The following is a 17,889-nucleotide window of genomic DNA, read 5'->3' on the forward strand; positions in this document are numbered from 1 at the left end:
TATTCCGATTAAAAATAAATCTTATTATTTATCAGTAAGTTATAAGAACAAATAACAATGCACTCAATCTGGCACAGCAGCTGCTATAACCCATCAGAGGCTCAGCGCCCAAATAAAAACAACAAGAGAAAGCAGGAGTTATCCATGACCCGGAATTCCACAGCCACACCGGCGGCAACGTCACCACAGTCCCCCGCATCCATTGAGGCACAAACCTGGCTCGATCACTTCAATCAGGCGTTACAGAACCGTAATACCGCAGCGGCTACGTCCCTGTTTGAACCGCAAGGGTTCTGGCGCGATCTGGTCGCCTTCACCTGGAATATCAAAACCCTGGAAGGCCGGGACGCCATACAGGCGATGCTGACCGAAACACTCGCTCAGGTGCAGCCATCCAATTGGCGGCTGGAAGAAGAAGCCACCGACAACAACGGTGTGATTGAAGCCTGGATCTGTTTCGACACGGCTGTCGCTCACGGACGAGGCCATCTGCGCCTACGTCAGGGGCAAGCCTGGACGCTACTGACCACCATGGTGGAGCTGAAAGATTTTCCGGAAAAACGTAATGCCCAACGCCCTCGAGGAGCAGAACATGGTATTCAGCGTAACCGTCAAACCTGGCAGGAAAAGCGCCAGCAGGAAGAAGCCGAACTGGGCTACGAAAAGCAGCCTTATTGCCTGATTATTGGTGGCGGCCAGGGAGGAATCGGTCTTGGTGCGCGGCTGCGCCAGCTGGAAGTACCAACCCTGATCATCGACAAGCTGGAAAAACCCGGCGATGCCTGGCGTCGACGCTACAAGTCCTTATGCTTGCATGATCCGGTCTGGTACGACCATATGCCGTACCTGCCCTTCCCTGATCACTGGCCCGTCTTTGCACCGAAAGACAAAATCGGTGACTGGCTGGAGATGTACACCAAGGTGATGGAATTGAATTACTGGGGTTCGACCGAATGCACTTCAGCCCACTATGACGAACAGGCCGAAGAGTGGGTAGTACAGGTCAATCGTCAGGGTGAAGCATTGACCTTGCGCCCCAAACAGCTGGTGCTGGCAACCGGAATGTCGGGTATCCCGAATATTCCCAGGATTCCAGGGCAAGACAGTTTCGAAGGTGAACAGCATCACTCCAGCCAGCACCCAGGTGGCGAAGCCTATGCCGGTAAACGTGTTGTGGTACTGGGAGCTAACAACTCCGCCCACGATATCTGTGCCGCGCTGTGGGAACACGGTGCCGACGTTACCATGATCCAGCGTTCTTCCACTCATATCATCAAATCCGATACCCTGATGGACAAGGTACTGGGAGGCTTGTATTCCGAAGAAGCGGTACAAAACGGTATGACGACCTACAAGGCCGATCTGACCTTTGCCTCAATTCCTTTCAAGGTGATGCCGGAATTCCATATTCCCATCTACAAAGAAGTGGCCGAGCAGGATGCCGAGTTTTATCAAAGCCTGGAGAAAGCCGGATTTATGCTTGATTTTGGCGATGATGGCTCCGGTCTGTTTATGAAATACCTGCGCCGGGCATCGGGCTACTATATTGACGTGGGGGCATCCGAGTTGATAGCCAACGGCGATATCAAGCTGAAAAGCCGCACCACCATCGAACAGATATTACCCCACTCGGTGATACTGACCGACGGCACGGAGCTACCTGCCGACCTGATTGTCTACGCCACCGGCTATGGCTCGATGAACGGCTGGGCCGCCCGGATTATTTCCCAGGAAGTCGCCGACAAGGTGGGCAAATGCTGGGGCATGGGATCGCAAACCACCAAGGACCCAGGACCATGGGAAGGGGAATTGCGCAATATGTGGAAACCCACTCACCAGCAGGCGCTGTGGTTCCACGGCGGTAACCTGCATCAGTCGCGTCATTACTCGCAATATCTGTCCCTGCAAATCAAGGCTCGCATGGAAGGGATTGCAACCCCTGTCTATGGCATGGAAGCTGTCAATCACTTGTCCTGAGTGATGACTCCGGACTGAAGGCCGGTCAGCGGTCACACGACGGTTGACCGGTTTTGCTCCGTTCCGTACATCAAACCCCGCATCAGCGGGGCTTGCTGGCTTGAATATTCAGGCCAGCGCTTATAACTGCAAGTAGGTGTACGCCTGCATGGATTCCGCCAGTTCACGCTGGAACATCGCTTTGTCGCTGTCATCCAGTGCGCTCTGTTCTACCTGACTGAGCAGGCGGTGGCGAATATCATCTTCATTAAAATTGACGTAACCCAACACCTTGGCAATATGATCGCCCCACACCGGATTGTGCAGCTGAGGCTGGCCTTCGGCATCCAGCACAACATCCACCGAGTCGGTATCCCCGAACAGGTTGTGCAAATCGCCGAGAATCTCCTGATAAGCCCCCACCATAAAAAACGCCAGCATATCGCCGCGATTGATCGATGGCAGCGGCAAGCTGGTGCCCAGACCGTCATTTTCAACATAATTATCAATACGGCCATCCGAATCACAGGTGATGTCTTGCAACACGCCGCGATACGCCATCGGCTGATCCAGCCCCGTCACCGGCAGGATAGGGAAAATCTGGTTGATACCCCAGATATCCGGCAAAGACTGGAACAGCGAAAAATTCACAAATACCTTGTCGGCCAGCTTCTCTTGCAGTTCGTCCAGCAGGGGCCGATGGGCACGATTGCCGGGGTTCAGTTTTTCCACCAGCAACTGGCAGGTACGGGCGTACAGGGTTTCAACACTGGCTCGCTGCGCCAGTGACAACAGCCCGAGACTGAACGAGGCATGGGCTTCCGCCACCCAGTGCTGGATATCGTGAAACAACTCCACCAGACCGCTACTGCGAGATGCCAGCAAGGTGTCATACGCCCGATACAGACCTTTGAGGCACACAGGGTCGCTGTCTTGCATTGGCTCCAGCTCGCCATCAAGGGGCCGCTCATGGTCAATGATTTCGGTTAATAACACCGCGTGGTGAGCAGTCATGGCACGACCGGATTCCGTCAGAATATGAGGTTCCGGGGCACCGATTTCGGCGCAGATCTCCTTCATGGCTTCCACGACTTTGCGGGCATATTCCTGCATGCTGTAGTTCATTGAGCAATAACTGCGCGAGCGTGTGCCTTCGTAATCCACGCCCAGGCCGCCCCCGACATCCAGCCACTGCACCGGAACCCCCAGCGTCACCAGCTCGGCAAAGATACGGCTGCACTCGCGCAAACCGGTATGAATATCGTGGATATTGGCCAGCTGCGAGCCCAGGTGGAAATGCAATAACTGCAGCGTCTCCAGCTGCCCTTGCTGACGCAGCAGCTCCACCACTTGCAGAATCTGCAGGGCCGACAGGCCAAACTTGGATTTTTCACCGCCGGTATTCTGCCAGTTGCCCTTGCCGATGGTGGCCAGCCGTGCCCGCACCCCCAGCCGTGGCTGGACGCCAACCCGCTCCGCTTCGCGCAGGATCATGGGTAATTCCGACAGTTTTTCGATCACCAGAAACACATGATGGCCCATTTTCTCTGCCATCAGCGCCAGCCGCACAAAATGCGCATCCTTGTAGCCGTTACACACAATCGTCGCCTTGATATCACGGGTTTGCGCCAGTACCGCAATCAGCTCCGGCTTGCTGCCGGCTTCCAGCCCGATCCGTTCAATGCCCGCCAGGCGCTGACCGGCAACAATTTGCGCCACCACCGGTTGCTGCTGGTTGACCTTGATGGGGTAAACCGGCGTAAACCCGCCCTGATAATCACATGCCTGGCGTGCCTGCTCAAAAGCCTGCACCAGACTGCCCACCCGGTGATGCAGAATACCGGGGAAGCGCAGCAAGACCGGCAAACGCAGGCCTTCCTGACGCACCAGTGCCGATAACCCTTCGAGGTCGATACCTGCGGACGGGGATGCATCCGGGTGAATACTCAGGTTGCCCAGATCATTGATACGGGCATAACCCTCACTCCAGTAAGGCAGGTTATAGACATCACTGGCGGAGGCAGGTTGGGCGGTGGTCATGGGCTATCCTGAATGCTGATTCACTTGGCGCGAATCCGTGGTTAAGGTATCTTGCTGCGCCAAAGAATGGTCGCGGTAACGGCAGCTGTTATCGGCTCGCAGAATCCGCAACGACCGGCGTTAGATCAATTCACGGATCAACGCACAGATCGCTGTCGGGGCGAGCGCGGACGGCATATCCGTCGTGCTGCCAGCCGCCGATTTTAAAGAACATCGATTCATTTGAGTATCCAATATGACACACTCACTGGCAGACGGCTGGTTTACCGAAGTATTTGATCAACAAGGCTCTGCCTTTTCCCTGAAAGTGAAGGACAAAATCGACAGCGTTCAAAGCGAATTCCAGCGCATTGATATCTACGACACGGAAACCTTCGGCAAGCTGATGGTGATTGATGGCTGCACCATGGTCTCTACCCGTGAGAACTTTGTGTACCACGAAATGATGTCGCATATAGCGCTGTTCGCTCACCCGGCCCCCAAAAACGTTGCCATTATTGGTGGTGGCGACTGTGGCACCCTGCGCGAAGTGCTGAAACACCCAGGCGTTGAGCAGGTCTGGCAAATCGATATCGATGAGCTTGTGACCCGCATGTCGGAGCAACACTTCCCGGAACTGTGTGAATCCAACGCCGACCCACGGGCCAATATTTTATTTGCCGATGGCATTCAGTGGATCAAGGATCGCGCACCGGAATCCCTGGATGTGATTATTATCGACAGCACCGACCCTGTTGGCCCGGCAGAAGGACTGTTTGCCATCGATTTTTACAAGGACTGCTTCACGGCGCTGGCGCCACTGGGCATTGTGGTACAACAGTCGGAATCACCGCTGTACCACAGTGACTCCATCATCAAGAAAATCCATGTTGATATGGCCGCCGCCGGTGCTACCAGCAGCCACACCGTGCAGTTTCCGCAAGTGATTTACCCATCCGGTTGGTGGAGCTGTACTCTGGCCAGCAAGGGGGGAGATACCACCAGCTTCCGTATCGAAGACGCCGCAGCCAAACCGTTCCGCACGGAATACTATAATGCCGAAATCCATGCGGCCGGTATGGCCATGCCTGAGTTTATGCGTCGGGCGCTGAATATCGCCGACTGATGCCTGACCCAGCCCGGACGAGCAACACAGCAACACCGGGCCGGGACAAATCACAGGCACAAAAAAAGCCGCGATAACGCGGCTTTTTTTGTGCCTGTGGCAAAGTAACCGAAGATTACTCGTGACCAGACATAAACTTGATAGCCGCCAGCAGCTCATCTTCCGAGCAATCCAGGCAGTTACCTTTTGGTGGCATGGCATTGAGGCCGTTGACCGCATTGCTCAACGTGGCTTCAAAGCCTTTATCCAAACGAGTGTTCCAGGCAGCAGTATCGCCTTTCTTTGGAGCACCCAGAATACCGCTACCATGGCAGGCAATACAGGCAGCACCATAGATGTCTTCGCCAGAGCGAGGACCGGATGCAACCACAACAGCACCACCACACTCTGCACCCACACAAACGTCACCCACCGGGGCGATACGTTCGCGAATGTTTTCTTCATTAGTAGCTGTCGCAGCGAATGCTTGCGAAACCAATAAGGTGGCAGCAACCAGAATCAGCGCTTTCAGATGTTTCACAACGGTCCCCTTTTTAAGCTAATACGGCTTATCAGAATTAGAATCGCGCGAATTATAGCGAGTTTTACGAGCTCATTGGAATCAAACAGCATGACTGAACGCAAGGGACGATGGTATTAGGCTGCTTCAGTGTTGACGAAATCCGCATTTTCACTGCCATAATGGCCCTTTTCATGGCGATAATTGCCTCTTGAAAGGTGGTATCCAATACATGAAAAAAACAGCAGACTACTTTAAATAACGATCCAGAATCGTCTGATAACGGCCACTCTGACGCAATTGCTGCAACCCGACGTTAAATTTATCCCGCAAGGCCGGATTGCGAAAGCCAACCCGATAGTGGACAGGATCCAACACATCAAACACATCCACCTTGAGTCCGGTATTCACCCGGGTTGTCTGATTTCGATAAAAATCAAAAATATGTTGATCAATAACAATCATCTCAGTACGTCCAGAGAACAACATTTCTATCTGGCGATTTTGCCGTATGGTTTCACTGTATTGAGGGTTACGAAGACTCATGCGCCCGTATTCCGGCCCCAAGAGCTGCTGGGCAGTCTGAAACCCCAGCACACGATAATCGGCCATATTGGCAACGTGATCCAGCTTGATCCCGGCGGATGCCAGCGCCACAGCCACGTTGTGATAAGTAATGTATTCATCTGAAAAAAAGATGCTTTTATCCGCTGGCTCATCGGTCTTGGGCAAGGTCATCGCCGCCGCCACATTTCCCTGATGCAACAGACTGCGCACCCGGATATAAGGTACGTACACTGGCTCGATGTCATATCCTTGCAGCGCCAGCACTTCGCGAACAATCTCCAGCTCTGCCCCTGAATCTTCTTCAGTAATAATATAGGGCGACATGGAAATGCCCACCGCAACCCGGATGGATTCCGCCATCACAGGACAGGCCAGGATCAACAGCAACCATGCTGTCAGAGGGAATCGCACAAGGCTATTTGTCATTAGAAAGTCAACCATGCCATAAAATAAACCAAAGTCCTGATCAAACACCGTATCCACGTATTATCATTCCGGGCACGGTAAAAGCTGCACTGTCTGATCGATCAACCGATCCCCTGACGACCCGACCATGCCAGACCCGGGTACTGACTGTCTACTGACGCCAGACAGCGGTTGCATTGCCACAATCCAACGTTACAGTAGAGTCCAATTGCCCAGGAGGCTTGTTATGCCATACACCCCCCGCATTGTCTTGAGCGTGTCTGCGATTGTTCTGGCCAGCGTTTTATCAGCCTGTACCGTCAAACTGGCCGCTCCCGAAAAACCCATTACCATCAACCTTAACGTCAAGATTGAACACGAAGTCCGGGTCAAGGTAGAAAAAGATCTCGACAATCTGTTTGAAGAAAACGACGCCCTGTTCTGAGTTATGGAGATATTCATGAAACGACTGCTGCTGGCACTCTGCACCCTGATGCTGTCCTTTTCGGTTATGGCCATCGACCTTGACACCGCTCGGGAGTCGGGTTTGGTGGGCGAACGACTGGACGGCTACCTTGGCCTGGTCGATACCAGCCATACTGAAGCCGCCGCCCTGACGGTTGAGATCAATCTCAAGCGCAAGATCCACTACCAGGAAATTGCCAACAAACAAAACGCACCACTGGCCAGTATTGAAAAAATTGCCGGAGAAAAACTGACGACCAAAGCCAACAAACAGGGACTGTATTACCAGACTGCCAACGGCGACTGGGTGCGGAATTAATCTTCGTCAATAATCATGCGTCACACGATCCTCGACCCCGTCATATCAGCATATCGAGGACGAGCTAACCGAGAAAGGAACTGTTATGGATATATCTACCATTGTCACGCTGGTTGTTATTGCCTTGCTGCTGATTTATCTGGTGTCGATTTACAACACTCTGGTGAGCTACCGCAACCGTTACGAAAACAGCTTTGCCCAGATCGAAGTGCAACTGAAACGGCGCTACGACCTGATTCCCAATCTGGTAGAAACCGCCAAGGCTTATATGAGCCACGAGCGCGAAACCCTTGAAGCCGTTATCAATGCGCGCAACAGCGCGGCCGCAGGACTGAAAGCCGCTGCCAGCCACCCTGGGGCCGCCGATGCCATGCAACAACTGATGAACGGCGAAGGTGCCCTGACCGGTGCCCTCGGTCGCCTCAACGTGGTGATGGAAGCCTACCCGGATCTCAAAGCCAATCAGAACATGATGCAAGTCTCGGAAGAACTGACCAGCACCGAAAACCGCGTCTCGTTTGCCCGTCAGGCCTTCAACGATGCCGTCACCACCTACAACAGCTATCGCCAGTCCTTTCCACCGGTAATGTTTGCCGGCCTGTTTGGTCACCGGGAAGATGCACGCCTGCTCGAATTTGCCGACAGTGCCGCCATCCAGGCAGCACCCAAAGTGTCTTTCTGATTAGCCCCGACCGTACAGGCAGAGTGGATACAATATGGACTTCTTTAACCATCAGGATCAGGCCCGCAAACAAACCCGGCGACTGATTCTGCTGTTTGTTTTGGCCGTGGTGGCGCTGGTGGCTGCCATCAACCTGCTGGTAGCACTGATTATCTGGTACGGCCAGGGTCAGACCATCAACAGTGTTGAGCTGGCCGCCCGGGCGAGTCAGCCGGGCCTCTCCTTTTTTGATTCCCTCTCGACAGAACGAATCCTGATCATCTCGGCACTGGTGATGCTGGTCATCGGACTGGCCAGTCTGTATCGCTGGCTCAACCTGCGTGGTGGCGGTCATGTGGTGGCCGAATCTCTCGGAGGCCATCGCCTGCCCCCCAACAGCAGCGATTTTTACGAACGCCGCTTGCTTAATGTCGTGGAAGAAATGGCCATTGCCGCCGGTATGCCGGTACCACCTGTCTATGTACTGGACGACGACAGCATCAATGCCTTTGCCGCCGGTTATCAGGCTTCCGATGCGGTGGTCGGCGTGACCCGAGGCTGCATGACCAAGCTCAGCCGCGACCAGCTGCAAGGGGTTATTGCCCACGAATTCAGCCATATTGCCAATGGTGACATGCGGCTGAATATCCGGTTGATGGCGCTGTTATTCGGCATTCTGTTTATTGCCCTGAGCGGCCGTTTTATTATCGAAGCCACCAGCCAGCGCCGCCTGCTGAGTTCCAGCGACAAACGCAATAACAGCGCGCCATTCTGGGCCATTGGCCTGGCATTGCTGGTACTGGGTTATATCGGCGTTTTTTTTGGCAACCTGATCAAGGCAGCGGTTTCACGACAACGTGAATTTCTCGCCGACGCCTCCGCAGTGCAGTACACCCGAAACCCGGAAAGTATTGGTGAAGCACTGAAAGTGATTGGTCATGGCAGTGGCAGCGACATCAGCAGCCCGGAGCGCGAAGAAACCGCCCACCTGTTTTTTGGCAGCGCCATGCACTTCAGCCTGCCACTGTTTGCAACACACCCGCCGCTGGAACAACGTATCCGCCGCATCGAACCCACCTGGGACGGCCGTTATCTGGCACCACAGGCCAGAGCCGATGCCGAACAGGCCAACCCCGAGCTGGTTGATCACTCATCCAGTGCCAGCCGACTGGCTGGTGTCATGGGGGTTGCCGCGGCTGTTGCAGCAACCAGCGGGCGTCCAGACTCTGCCAGCCATGCTATCAATACGATCAATAGCCCGGCCGATCATCAGTCGGGCAGCCCGGCCATGTCTCTGTCCGACCAGGCCCGTGACCCGCATCAGGCTCAGGCACTCATTTATGCACTGCTGCTGGCTCCTCCCGAGCGTTTTGTGCACGACCAACAGCTGAATCTTATTCTGCAACAGGCCGGTCGCGAGACATACCAACAGGCCCTGCGGCTGATTCCTGCAATCCAGGCTCTGGCGCCAGAACAACGGTTACCACTGGTTGAACTGGCCATTCCGGCTCTCAAACAGCTATCCGAAAACCAGTACCGTACCTTTCACACCCTGCTGATAGGCCTGATGAAAGCGGATGGCCAGATTGATCTGTTTGAATGGTGTCTGTTCCGCTTGCTGAGTCAGTATCTTGCTGGCCACTTTAACAAGGTCACCCCGGTCAAGGCCCGCTACAGCAAGCCCGAAGCGGTCGCTGACGACATCGCCGTATTACTGTCGTTCCTGGCCGCCAAAGGCCACGATGACTCGGAAAGCGCCGCCCAGGCCTTTCAGATGAGTCTGGCTGACGGGGCTTTTGGTTCACTTGGTATTCAGTTTCAGCCACCGGGCAACAGCCTGAAACCGTTGAACCAGTCGCTCACCCGGCTGACCGAGCTATACCCCCATATCAAAGGCCGATTGATCAAATCCATGGTAGCCTGCGGCCGTGCTGACGGTATATTGCGCCCGGCTGAACGCGACCTGATCCATACCATCGCCGCGATTCTGGAAACCCCTGTACCGGCCGGAGTGCTGGCCCAATGCTGATGGGGCAACAACTGTTATGATGACATCCGGCACCATTTGCTATTTGCTTTTTCACTGGCAATTGCCGCCCAAAGCCAGCAACAGTCTGATCAATGGCCTGACCAGGGTCATGAACAACCGTTGTAACCTTTATTGTGGCTTGGGTAGCTTTTGTTTACTATGCGCCCGACCTGAACCTCAGAGGCCACAGCCATGAATACTGTCGTCTACCCCGGTACGTTCGACCCCATTACCAATGGCCATACGGATCTGGTTGAACGCGCAGCGAAGATGTTTGACCACATCATCGTTGCAGTTGCAGACAATCAGAAAAAACGGCCTATGCTGGAACTGGACGAACGCGTCGACCTGGCCCGTGAAGTGCTGGCCCATCTGCCCAATGTTGAAGTTGTCGGCTTCAGTAACCTGCTGGCAGATTTTGTCCAGGAACGCGATGCCAACATCATCTTGCGAGGCCTGCGTGCCGTCTCGGATTTCGAATACGAATTCCAGCTCGCCAATATGAATCGCGTGCTGGCTCCACGTGTCGAGAGCATGTTTCTGACACCGGCGGAGAAATATTCGTTTATTTCATCCACTCTGGTGCGCGAAATTGCCTCCTTGCAGGGCAATATCAGCAACTTCGTACACCCGGCAGTCGCAGACGCCTTGGTAAAACATGTTAATGAGTCACGGCCACACGCCTGACGGAGGAATAAATGTCGTTAATTATTACTGATGAATGTATCAACTGTGACGTGTGTGAGCCTGAGTGCCCCAACGAAGCAATTTCTGCCGGTGAAGAGATTTACGAGATCGATCCAGGCAAATGTACAGAATGTGTTGGCCACTACGACGAGCCCCAGTGTCAGCTGGTCTGCCCTGTCGATTGTATTCCGCTGGACGAAAACAACACCGAAACCCAGGAAGAGCTCGAAGCCAAGTACGAACGCCTGACGGGCAAACAAGCTTCCTGAACTGACCCTCTGAGCTGAACACCCTGTTCTGCTGACGATAGCGTGTTTGCCTTGCAGCACGCTATCGGGTTGCGCACACTGGCATCTTCTATACGGCCTTCCGCCGCCATTCAGGATGACCGATGACCGCAACCTTATTATCCCGACTGTTACACCAACCACTCGTTTACCGCCCGGGCTTGTTATTACTCATATTGATCGGGGTGGTTGCCTGTGCCCAAACCGAAGAGCCGTCCACGGCGACACCTCCAACAACCACGCCGGAAACAACCCTGATCGTCAGGCCCCAGCCCCCCGGTTCCCATGCCATTGCCAGCGCCCACCCATTGGCAACCCAGGCCGGTATGGATATCCTCAATGCCGGTGGTAACGCCATTGATGCCGCCATCGCCGTTGCTGCCAGTCTTGGTGTGGTTGAACCCTACAGTGCTGGCATCGGCGGTGGTGGTTTCTGGCTGCTGTACCTGGCCGACCGCCAGCAATACCGTTTTGTTGACGCTCGCGAGCAGGCCCCGCTGGCGGCCCACCGTGATTATTATCTCGATGAGCAGGGAAACGTTATCCGCGACAAGGCCATTAACGGCCCCACTGCTGCGGCGATTCCCGGGCAGGCCGCGGCTTTTCACTGGCTTGCCGAACAGTATGGCCACTTGCCACTCAGCACCTCGTTACACGCCGCGATCCAACAGGCCCGTGATGGCTTTGCGGTTTACCCGCAATACCGCAAATTACTGAACTACCGCTTAAAAACCCTGCAACGTTACCCCGACAGTGCCCGCCTGTTTCTCAGTAACGGCAAGATGCCAGCCGTTGGCCACCTCATCCAGCAACCCGAACTGGCCATCACCCTGGAACGCCTGGCCAGCCAGGGCCACGACGGCTTTTACCGTGGCCCGACCGCCGCGGCGCTGGTTAAAGGCGTCCAGGCTGCCGGTGGCGACTGGACGTTACAGGACCTGGAAAACTATCAGGTGATAGAACGTCAGCCCATCACGGCAACCTTGGGGGAATACACCCTGATCAGCGCTCCACCGCCATCCTCTGGTGGTATTGCCCTGACCCAGATGTTAACCATGCTGGCGCAATTTCCCTGGCGCAGCATGGATCAGGTACAACAAACCCACTTGCTGGCCGAAGTGATGCGCCGGGCCTACCACGACCGCGCCAAATACCTTGGTGATCCCGACTTTGTTGACGTACCAACCCAACACTTGATGTCGACCAGCCACAACCGGCAGTGGGCCGACAGCATCCGTCTCGACCGAGCCACGCCATCCATCTCGCTAGCAGGCCCCAAAAACATCGAAGAAGGTTTCCACACCACTCACCTGTCAGTACTGGATGCCCACGGCAATATGGTGTCTGCCACGCTCAGCATCAATTTACCCTTTGGCTCTGCATTTACCGTTCCCGGCACCGGGGTGTTGCTGAATAACGAAATGGATGATTTCTCGGCCAAACCCGGCGCACCCAATGCCTATGGTCTGGTCGGTGCAGAAGCCAATGCCATTGCTCCCGGCAAGCGACCGCTGTCGAGTATGAGCCCCAGCCTGCTGATCTCCGCCGACCAGACAGCCATTATTGGCACTCCGGGCGGCAGCCGTATTATCACCATGGTCTTGCTCGGCATATTACAAGCCATGCAAGACAAGCCGGTCGAAGACTGGGTGGCCCAGCCACGTATTCACCACCAATACCTGCCCGACAGAATCCAATATGAACCCGGCAGTCTGACACCGGATCAGCGGCAACAGCTGCAAGCCCTGGGTCATCAACTCAAGGATGCTGGACGCCAATATGGCAATATGCAGGCAATTCGGTGGGATCATGTATCCGGTGCGGTGACTGCCGCCGCAGACCCGAGAGGAGAAGGTTCGGCACAGGTGCAGCCAGCCCGTAACGACCAGTAGAGGACAGCAGCAGCCAGCCCGTAACGACCAGTAGAGGACAGCAGCAGCCTGACCAGTGACCAGCCAGATACACTTACTGACCGTTGTGAGTGTCGTTGGGGGTTGGAGCTGGTGCTGATTCTGCCTGGGCGCGCTTGGCTTTTTGTGCCGCCTCCCACTCTGCCACGTCCTCACGATAAATATCCCACACACAGCGATCACAGCCACTTTCACAGCACTCGTAATCCCCTGGTGGTAATGGCTTGTCGTCTGGAATCTGCTCTGCCATCACGGCCTCCGGTGTAAATAACGCCAGTATATCAGCCCATTAGCGTAATCGCAGTGCAGCTCCTGAGCCGTTGGCTACCCTTCCAGCCGATACTCTCCGGCATCCAGCATGCCTTCAAAAATACTCATCAGCCGGTGGGGCGTAATCAGACAGCCGGCCTCTGTTCCTCGCGGCATGATATCGAGCATCACATCATTGGCCGCCAGTTCGGGCAGCACGGTATCCAGCAAATACTCCAGAGCGACAGAATCCGGGCGGCAGTCTTCCCAGATATCCAGAGCCGATTCCAGCGCATAACGCCGGTAAGGCCACAAAGGCAGTACCCGCTGGCCATCCAGATCACGTACAAACCAGGCTTTGCCTGCCCGCAAGCTCCAACTTTCCTCGGTTTCGAAAGCACGTAACAGATAATAATCCAGCCGCTCACCATCGGTCAGAGTCGGAACAGCCGCGTATTCGGCATCGTAAGGTTCATAGCGCATGGGTGGTCCTGCATCAGTCACGGAGTTGGCTGTTACGTTGCAAATCACCAGCCACTCATGGTCAAAATATTATCCTTTAAAATCAGTAAGTTATAAAAAAGGCGAGAGAAGAAAAAACACCAGGGCCGCATCTGTAAAGACAATGTCGTAAAAGCGACAAACCGCGTCACCTACTTCCCCCCAGCACATCCCCCAAGCCATACGCCTGCCCAGGCAGACCGTCATTTGAAAAACAACAGTTACTGACACAGACGAACAAAAGACCACAAAAACTGAAAATTCACCCGATTTGGTGAAGGAAAACCGCTTTTTCTTCCCTAGTCTGCTGACGTTTTTAGAACAAGACGCGCAAATATTTTCCTTAATGCCCGAATTTTCGGCTTACGGGCCACATGAATCGCCCGATAACATGGAATAAATACAATGGAAATAAGCAAACTGATGCTAGCCATTATGGCGGCTTCAACCCTTACTCTGACCGCCTGTGGCGGCAATTCAAGCTCAGGCTCAAGTGATAACCAGGACCAAAGCCAGGATACTGACAGCGGTGATACTGACAGCGGTGATACTGACAGCGGTGATACTGACAGCGGTGATACCGACAGCGGTGATACCGACAGCGGCGATACCGACAGCCCGGTTCTGACTGGTACCGCCGCCACTGGCCTGGCCATCGACGGCACGGTCTTTGTGTATGACGCGGATGGCCGCCAGACCAATGTGATCATCGAAGACGACGGCAGCTTCAGCGTTAACGTCGACGGCATGACGCCACCATTCATGCTGGAAGCCCGTCCGGATGATACCAGCACAGCGATTCAATATTCCTTTGCTGAAGCTGCCGATATTACGGTCAACGTTACTCCTCTGACCACCCTGGCCCTGTTCCTGGCCAACGACCAGCAAAGCCTGGCCGCTCTGGTCAGCGCCTGGGATGACGAAGCAGAAAGCTTTGATGAAACCGCACTGGCAGCAGCAGAAGATGTCATTCTGGCCAACTTCGCTGACCAGTTTGAAGAGCGCGCGCTCGACCCGCAAACCTACGACCTGTTTAATAATGCCTTCCGTGCCAACCGCACCGGCTTTGATGCGGTACTGGACGATGTGCGTATCGTCTTTGATATGGATGAAGGCAGCTTTGAGGTCGATGTCGACGAGCAGGATTACGACTTCGATGAAGATGCTGAATTTGGTACCGATCCTGACACAGGTACAGACCCCGACGCTGGCAGCGGTACAGACACAGAGCCAGACACCACACCCGACAGCTTCTCATTCCCGGCCCAGGACAACCGTGCACCCAACAGCACCTCGCAAAGTGCCACGGTTACCCTGTCGGGCTTTGATGGCAGCCTGACCCTGACCGTTACCAATGGCACCCTGATTGTTAACAGCCAATCCGTCGGTGAAAGCGCCTCCGTCTCCGCTGGCGACCAGCTCGCCATCCAGCAACAAGCCCCCAACGATTTTGGCAGCACCGGCATCAGCACCATCACCCTGGGCGATTACAGCACCACCTTCGAAGTGACTACCCGGGCAGCGGATACCAGCCCAGTCAGCTTTACCTTGCCCGCCGTGACCGATGTGGCACCTGCAACACAAGTCAGCACCGACCAAATCACCCTGACGGGTTTCGAAGGCCAGCTGGCGCTGGCATTTGATCAGGGTTACGTGGTCGTGAACGGTGCAATTTACAGCAGTGGTGTGATGGTGACAGCCGGTGACACGGTCTATTTCCGCCTGACCAGCAGCGGTGATTATGGTGCGACAGTCACCAGCACCATTACTCTGGGCGATTACAGCACCACTTTTGCCGTCACCACCCGCGCCATCGACAACACGCCGGACGCCATCTCATTTGACTCCCTGGCCAATGTCACTCCGGGTGAAGAGATATTCAGTAACGTTGTAACCGTCACGGGTTTTGATGAAGACGCGACGATCAGCATCACCAATGGCCAATTCCAGATCAATGGTGGCGCCTGGCTTACGTCAGGTACTATCCGCGAGGGAGATACCCTGCGTCTGCTTCAGAATGTGCCAGACAGTTTTGGCACCACAACAGACACCACGGTGACCATCAACGGCAACAGCTACACCTTCAGCACCATTACCCGTACCGGCGATACCACACCAGACAGCTTTAATCTGGTCAATCTGAGTAATGCCGAGCCGGATACCCGCTACGAAACCGACACCGTCACCCTGAGCGGCTTCGAAGGTTCACCCGAGATCACAGTCACCCATGGTGAGTTGCGTATAAACGGCACCTTGTCTGGTACCTCAGCCACGGTCTCCGTCGGTGACCAGATCAGTGTCGTTCAGCAGTCTTCTGCCGATTTTGAAACCACGGTGGTCAGCACCGTAACCATAGGTGATTTCTCAACCAGTTTCGAAACCACCACTCGTGCCGAAAGCGCCGACGTTGATCCATTCACCTTCGAGCAGCAAGAAGATCTTGAACCCGGTGTCGTAGCCATCAGTAACGCCGTCACCGTCAGCGGCTTTGATACACCCCAGACATTCACCCTGCGCAACGGCGTTGGCAGCCTGATCGTTAACGGTACCGATATGGGTACCTCAGCCGTGGTTGCCAGTGGTGACAGCATCCAGCTGTCCGTCACCACGTATACAAACTTTGGCTGGAACGCGAATGCGGTCGTTGAGTTCAGTAATGGCTCCGCCATGTTTATCGCCGGCACCCGTGCTGCCATTACCACACCCGATCCTTTCAGCTTTGCCTCGGTAACCGAGGTAGAACCCGGTGTCGAAGTGGTCAGCGCACCAATCTCGTTCAGCGGTCTGGAAGACGCCACCCGCATCCAGGTAACCAATGGTGTCGTCCGCTCCAGTCGCTATCCAGGCCAGGATCTGACCTCGCTGTCGGTATGGCCAAACGATACTATTACAGTGGTGCACACCAGCTCTAACCTGTACGACACGGATACGGTCACCACAGTGTCCACGCAAGAAGGTTACGGTTCGGTCAGCGCTACCTTTACCTCTACGACCAAAACCGCCGCATCCAGCCAGACAGATCCGATCATGGATCTCAGCTGGAACCTGGGTCAGGACAAGGTGAACGCCCTGGCATTACCAGTCAATCTGGATACCAATGGCAGTGAGCTGTACCTGCTGAAAAACAGCAGCACAACCAGCAGCCTGATGAACGTCACGCCCGGCTCGGCGGATCGTGAATTGGCGACACTGCAAGCATTGAGCAGCACCACGTACGAAGGCCTTGCGGTTGCTCTGCTGGAACAGGGAAGCACCAGCGAACAGCTTATTTTCAGCTGCGATACCGCTACCCAGCCCGCCAGGATCACCGCTCGCCTGGCCTCTGACCCAACGGCTGTTAGCAGCCTGGAACTGTCGGATACCGTCAGTGCGAATCTCGCAGGACGCGCTTCTGCCCTGCAAGAAGGCATGGCATGGAGCCTGAGCGCCTGTGATGATCTGTCGGTTGCCGATGTCAGTTACAATGCCACCGACGATACCTTCCAGATCAAACTGGGAGTCAGCGGTGCTGGCAAGATGGACACCGATGATTACCATCAGATCGCGGTGTTTGAATACAGCTATGATCTCAATGCAGCAGATGCCAGCACAGCCATGAGCAAAACCCTGGCCACGCCGCTATATCGCCTCATGTTCGGTACCCAGGAGTACAAAGCGGTGGAGCTGTCGTCCATCACTTCATACTCCTACCGCTTCTTTGCCATGTTCGAGAACAATGGCAGCGACACGTACAACTACCTGCGTATGTACTACGGTGGCGGTAGCAGTGTTGACCTGAACATCTCGCCGATCAACTACTTCACAGGCAATGACGGTAGCTGGGATGTCGCGGACATACACATCTGGAAAGAGTCCGAAACGGCTTACCACCTGTACCTGACCTCGGCCACCATGGGGTTGTACGAAGTCGTCTTCGATCCTACCACCGACACCAAAACCTCAGAACGTCTCCATAACTCCGGCGACCAGCAGTTCTGTAAGGGTGCCATCACCGGTAGCATCAGCGGCAGTAACCCGACCCTCTGGTGTCACGACGCCACAGACGAAGGCAAGCTGATCGAGTTCGACCCAACGGAGTAATCCTCCTCGACCGGTAACCTGCTCTGGCAGGCTACCGGCCCTCCCAGCCCTGCCGAATCTGGCATTTTTTTAATGTGTACTGTCCATGCTTCGGTCAGCGGTATCAGTATGATGTGGATGTCGCTGTAA

General features: G+C 54.9%; 15 protein-coding genes. 10 read left to right on the forward strand and 5 right to left on the reverse strand.

Translation table 11 applies throughout. The features are described 5' to 3' along the window. Nucleotides 1-144: 144 nt before the first annotated feature. Complete coding sequence (locus Q8W32_RS07065; protein ID WP_303432883.1) at nucleotides 145-1,977, forward strand: NAD(P)/FAD-dependent oxidoreductase; 1,833 nt, start codon at nucleotides 145-147, stop codon at nucleotides 1,975-1,977. A gap of 120 nt (nucleotides 1,978-2,097) precedes the next feature. Here the strand turns inward: Q8W32_RS07065 and speA are convergent, their stop codons facing one another. Next, complete coding sequence (gene speA / locus Q8W32_RS07070) at nucleotides 2,098-3,996, reverse strand: biosynthetic arginine decarboxylase (protein WP_303432882.1); 1,899 nt, start codon at nucleotides 3,994-3,996, stop codon at nucleotides 2,098-2,100. A gap of 235 nt (nucleotides 3,997-4,231) precedes the next feature. Here speA and speE point away from each other — a divergent pair, with 235 nt between their 5' ends. Continuing rightward, nucleotides 4,232-5,101 carry a polyamine aminopropyltransferase gene (gene speE / locus Q8W32_RS07075; RefSeq protein ID WP_305414314.1) on the forward strand — a complete coding sequence of 290 codons (870 nt, stop codon included), beginning with the start codon at nucleotides 4,232-4,234 and terminating at the stop codon, nucleotides 5,099-5,101. A gap of 115 nt (nucleotides 5,102-5,216) precedes the next feature. Here the strand turns inward: speE and Q8W32_RS07080 are convergent, their stop codons facing one another. Then, nucleotides 5,217-5,621: a cytochrome c5 family protein gene (locus tag Q8W32_RS07080; RefSeq protein WP_303432878.1), complete on the reverse strand. Its 405-nt coding sequence runs from the start codon at nucleotides 5,619-5,621 to the stop codon at nucleotides 5,217-5,219. A 228-nt stretch (nucleotides 5,622-5,849) separates the two neighbouring features. After that, complete coding sequence (locus Q8W32_RS07085; RefSeq protein WP_305414315.1) at nucleotides 5,850-6,593, reverse strand: ABC transporter substrate-binding protein; 744 nt, start codon at nucleotides 6,591-6,593, stop codon at nucleotides 5,850-5,852. 226 nt (nucleotides 6,594-6,819) lie between these two features. Between Q8W32_RS07085 and Q8W32_RS07090 the strand changes: the two genes are divergently transcribed. The 7 genes from Q8W32_RS07090 to ggt all read left to right on the forward strand — a co-directional run bounded on the left by Q8W32_RS07090 (nucleotide 6,820) and on the right by ggt (nucleotide 12,912). Next, entirely contained in the window at nucleotides 6,820-7,017 is a 198-nt protein-coding gene (locus Q8W32_RS07090) for a YnbE family lipoprotein (RefSeq protein WP_303432874.1), read from the forward strand. Nucleotides 7,018-7,032: 15 nt separating this feature from the next. Continuing rightward, complete coding sequence (locus Q8W32_RS07095; protein WP_305414317.1) at nucleotides 7,033-7,356, forward strand: YdbL family protein; 324 nt, start codon at nucleotides 7,033-7,035, stop codon at nucleotides 7,354-7,356. Nucleotides 7,357-7,441: 85 nt separating this feature from the next. Further along, nucleotides 7,442-8,038 (forward strand): LemA family protein, encoded by a 597-nt coding sequence (locus Q8W32_RS07100; protein ID WP_303432870.1) that lies wholly within the window; start codon nucleotides 7,442-7,444, stop codon nucleotides 8,036-8,038. Between the two features lie 34 nt (nucleotides 8,039-8,072). After that, nucleotides 8,073-10,046: a M48 family metallopeptidase gene (locus Q8W32_RS07105; protein WP_305414318.1), complete on the forward strand. Its 1,974-nt coding sequence runs from the start codon at nucleotides 8,073-8,075 to the stop codon at nucleotides 10,044-10,046. A 192-nt stretch (nucleotides 10,047-10,238) separates the two neighbouring features. Then, the gene (gene coaD / locus Q8W32_RS07110; protein ID WP_303432868.1) at nucleotides 10,239-10,733 is read left to right on the forward strand and encodes a pantetheine-phosphate adenylyltransferase; all 495 of its coding nucleotides are present in this window, start codon (nucleotides 10,239-10,241) and stop codon (nucleotides 10,731-10,733) included. Between the two features lie 11 nt (nucleotides 10,734-10,744). After that, on the forward strand, nucleotides 10,745-11,002 hold the full coding sequence (locus tag Q8W32_RS07115; RefSeq protein WP_303432867.1) for a YfhL family 4Fe-4S dicluster ferredoxin: 258 nt from the start codon (nucleotides 10,745-10,747) through the stop codon (nucleotides 11,000-11,002). Between the two features lie 122 nt (nucleotides 11,003-11,124). Continuing rightward, entirely contained in the window at nucleotides 11,125-12,912 is a 1,788-nt protein-coding gene (gene ggt / locus Q8W32_RS07120; protein WP_305414319.1) for a gamma-glutamyltransferase, read from the forward strand. Nucleotides 12,913-12,985: 73 nt separating this feature from the next. On the opposite strand, the gene Q8W32_RS07125 is transcribed toward ggt, so the two are convergent. Both Q8W32_RS07125 and Q8W32_RS07130 read right to left on the reverse strand, forming a co-directional pair. Beyond that, nucleotides 12,986-13,180, reverse strand: coding sequence for an oxidoreductase-like domain-containing protein (locus Q8W32_RS07125; protein ID WP_303432865.1), 195 nt, complete (start codon nucleotides 13,178-13,180; stop codon nucleotides 12,986-12,988). A 74-nt stretch (nucleotides 13,181-13,254) separates the two neighbouring features. Continuing rightward, complete coding sequence (locus tag Q8W32_RS07130) at nucleotides 13,255-13,662, reverse strand: DUF2750 domain-containing protein (RefSeq protein WP_303432864.1); 408 nt, start codon at nucleotides 13,660-13,662, stop codon at nucleotides 13,255-13,257. Nucleotides 13,663-14,085: 423 nt separating this feature from the next. Here Q8W32_RS07130 and Q8W32_RS07135 point away from each other — a divergent pair, with 423 nt between their 5' ends. Beyond that, nucleotides 14,086-17,760 carry a hypothetical protein gene (locus Q8W32_RS07135; RefSeq protein WP_305414323.1) on the forward strand — a complete coding sequence of 1,225 codons (3,675 nt, stop codon included), beginning with the start codon at nucleotides 14,086-14,088 and terminating at the stop codon, nucleotides 17,758-17,760. Nucleotides 17,761-17,889 lie beyond the last annotated feature (129 nt).

The sequence above is a fragment of the Oceanobacter sp. 3_MG-2023 genome (assembly GCF_030688925.1).
Classification (GTDB): domain Bacteria; phylum Pseudomonadota; class Gammaproteobacteria; order Pseudomonadales; family Oceanobacteraceae; genus Oceanobacter.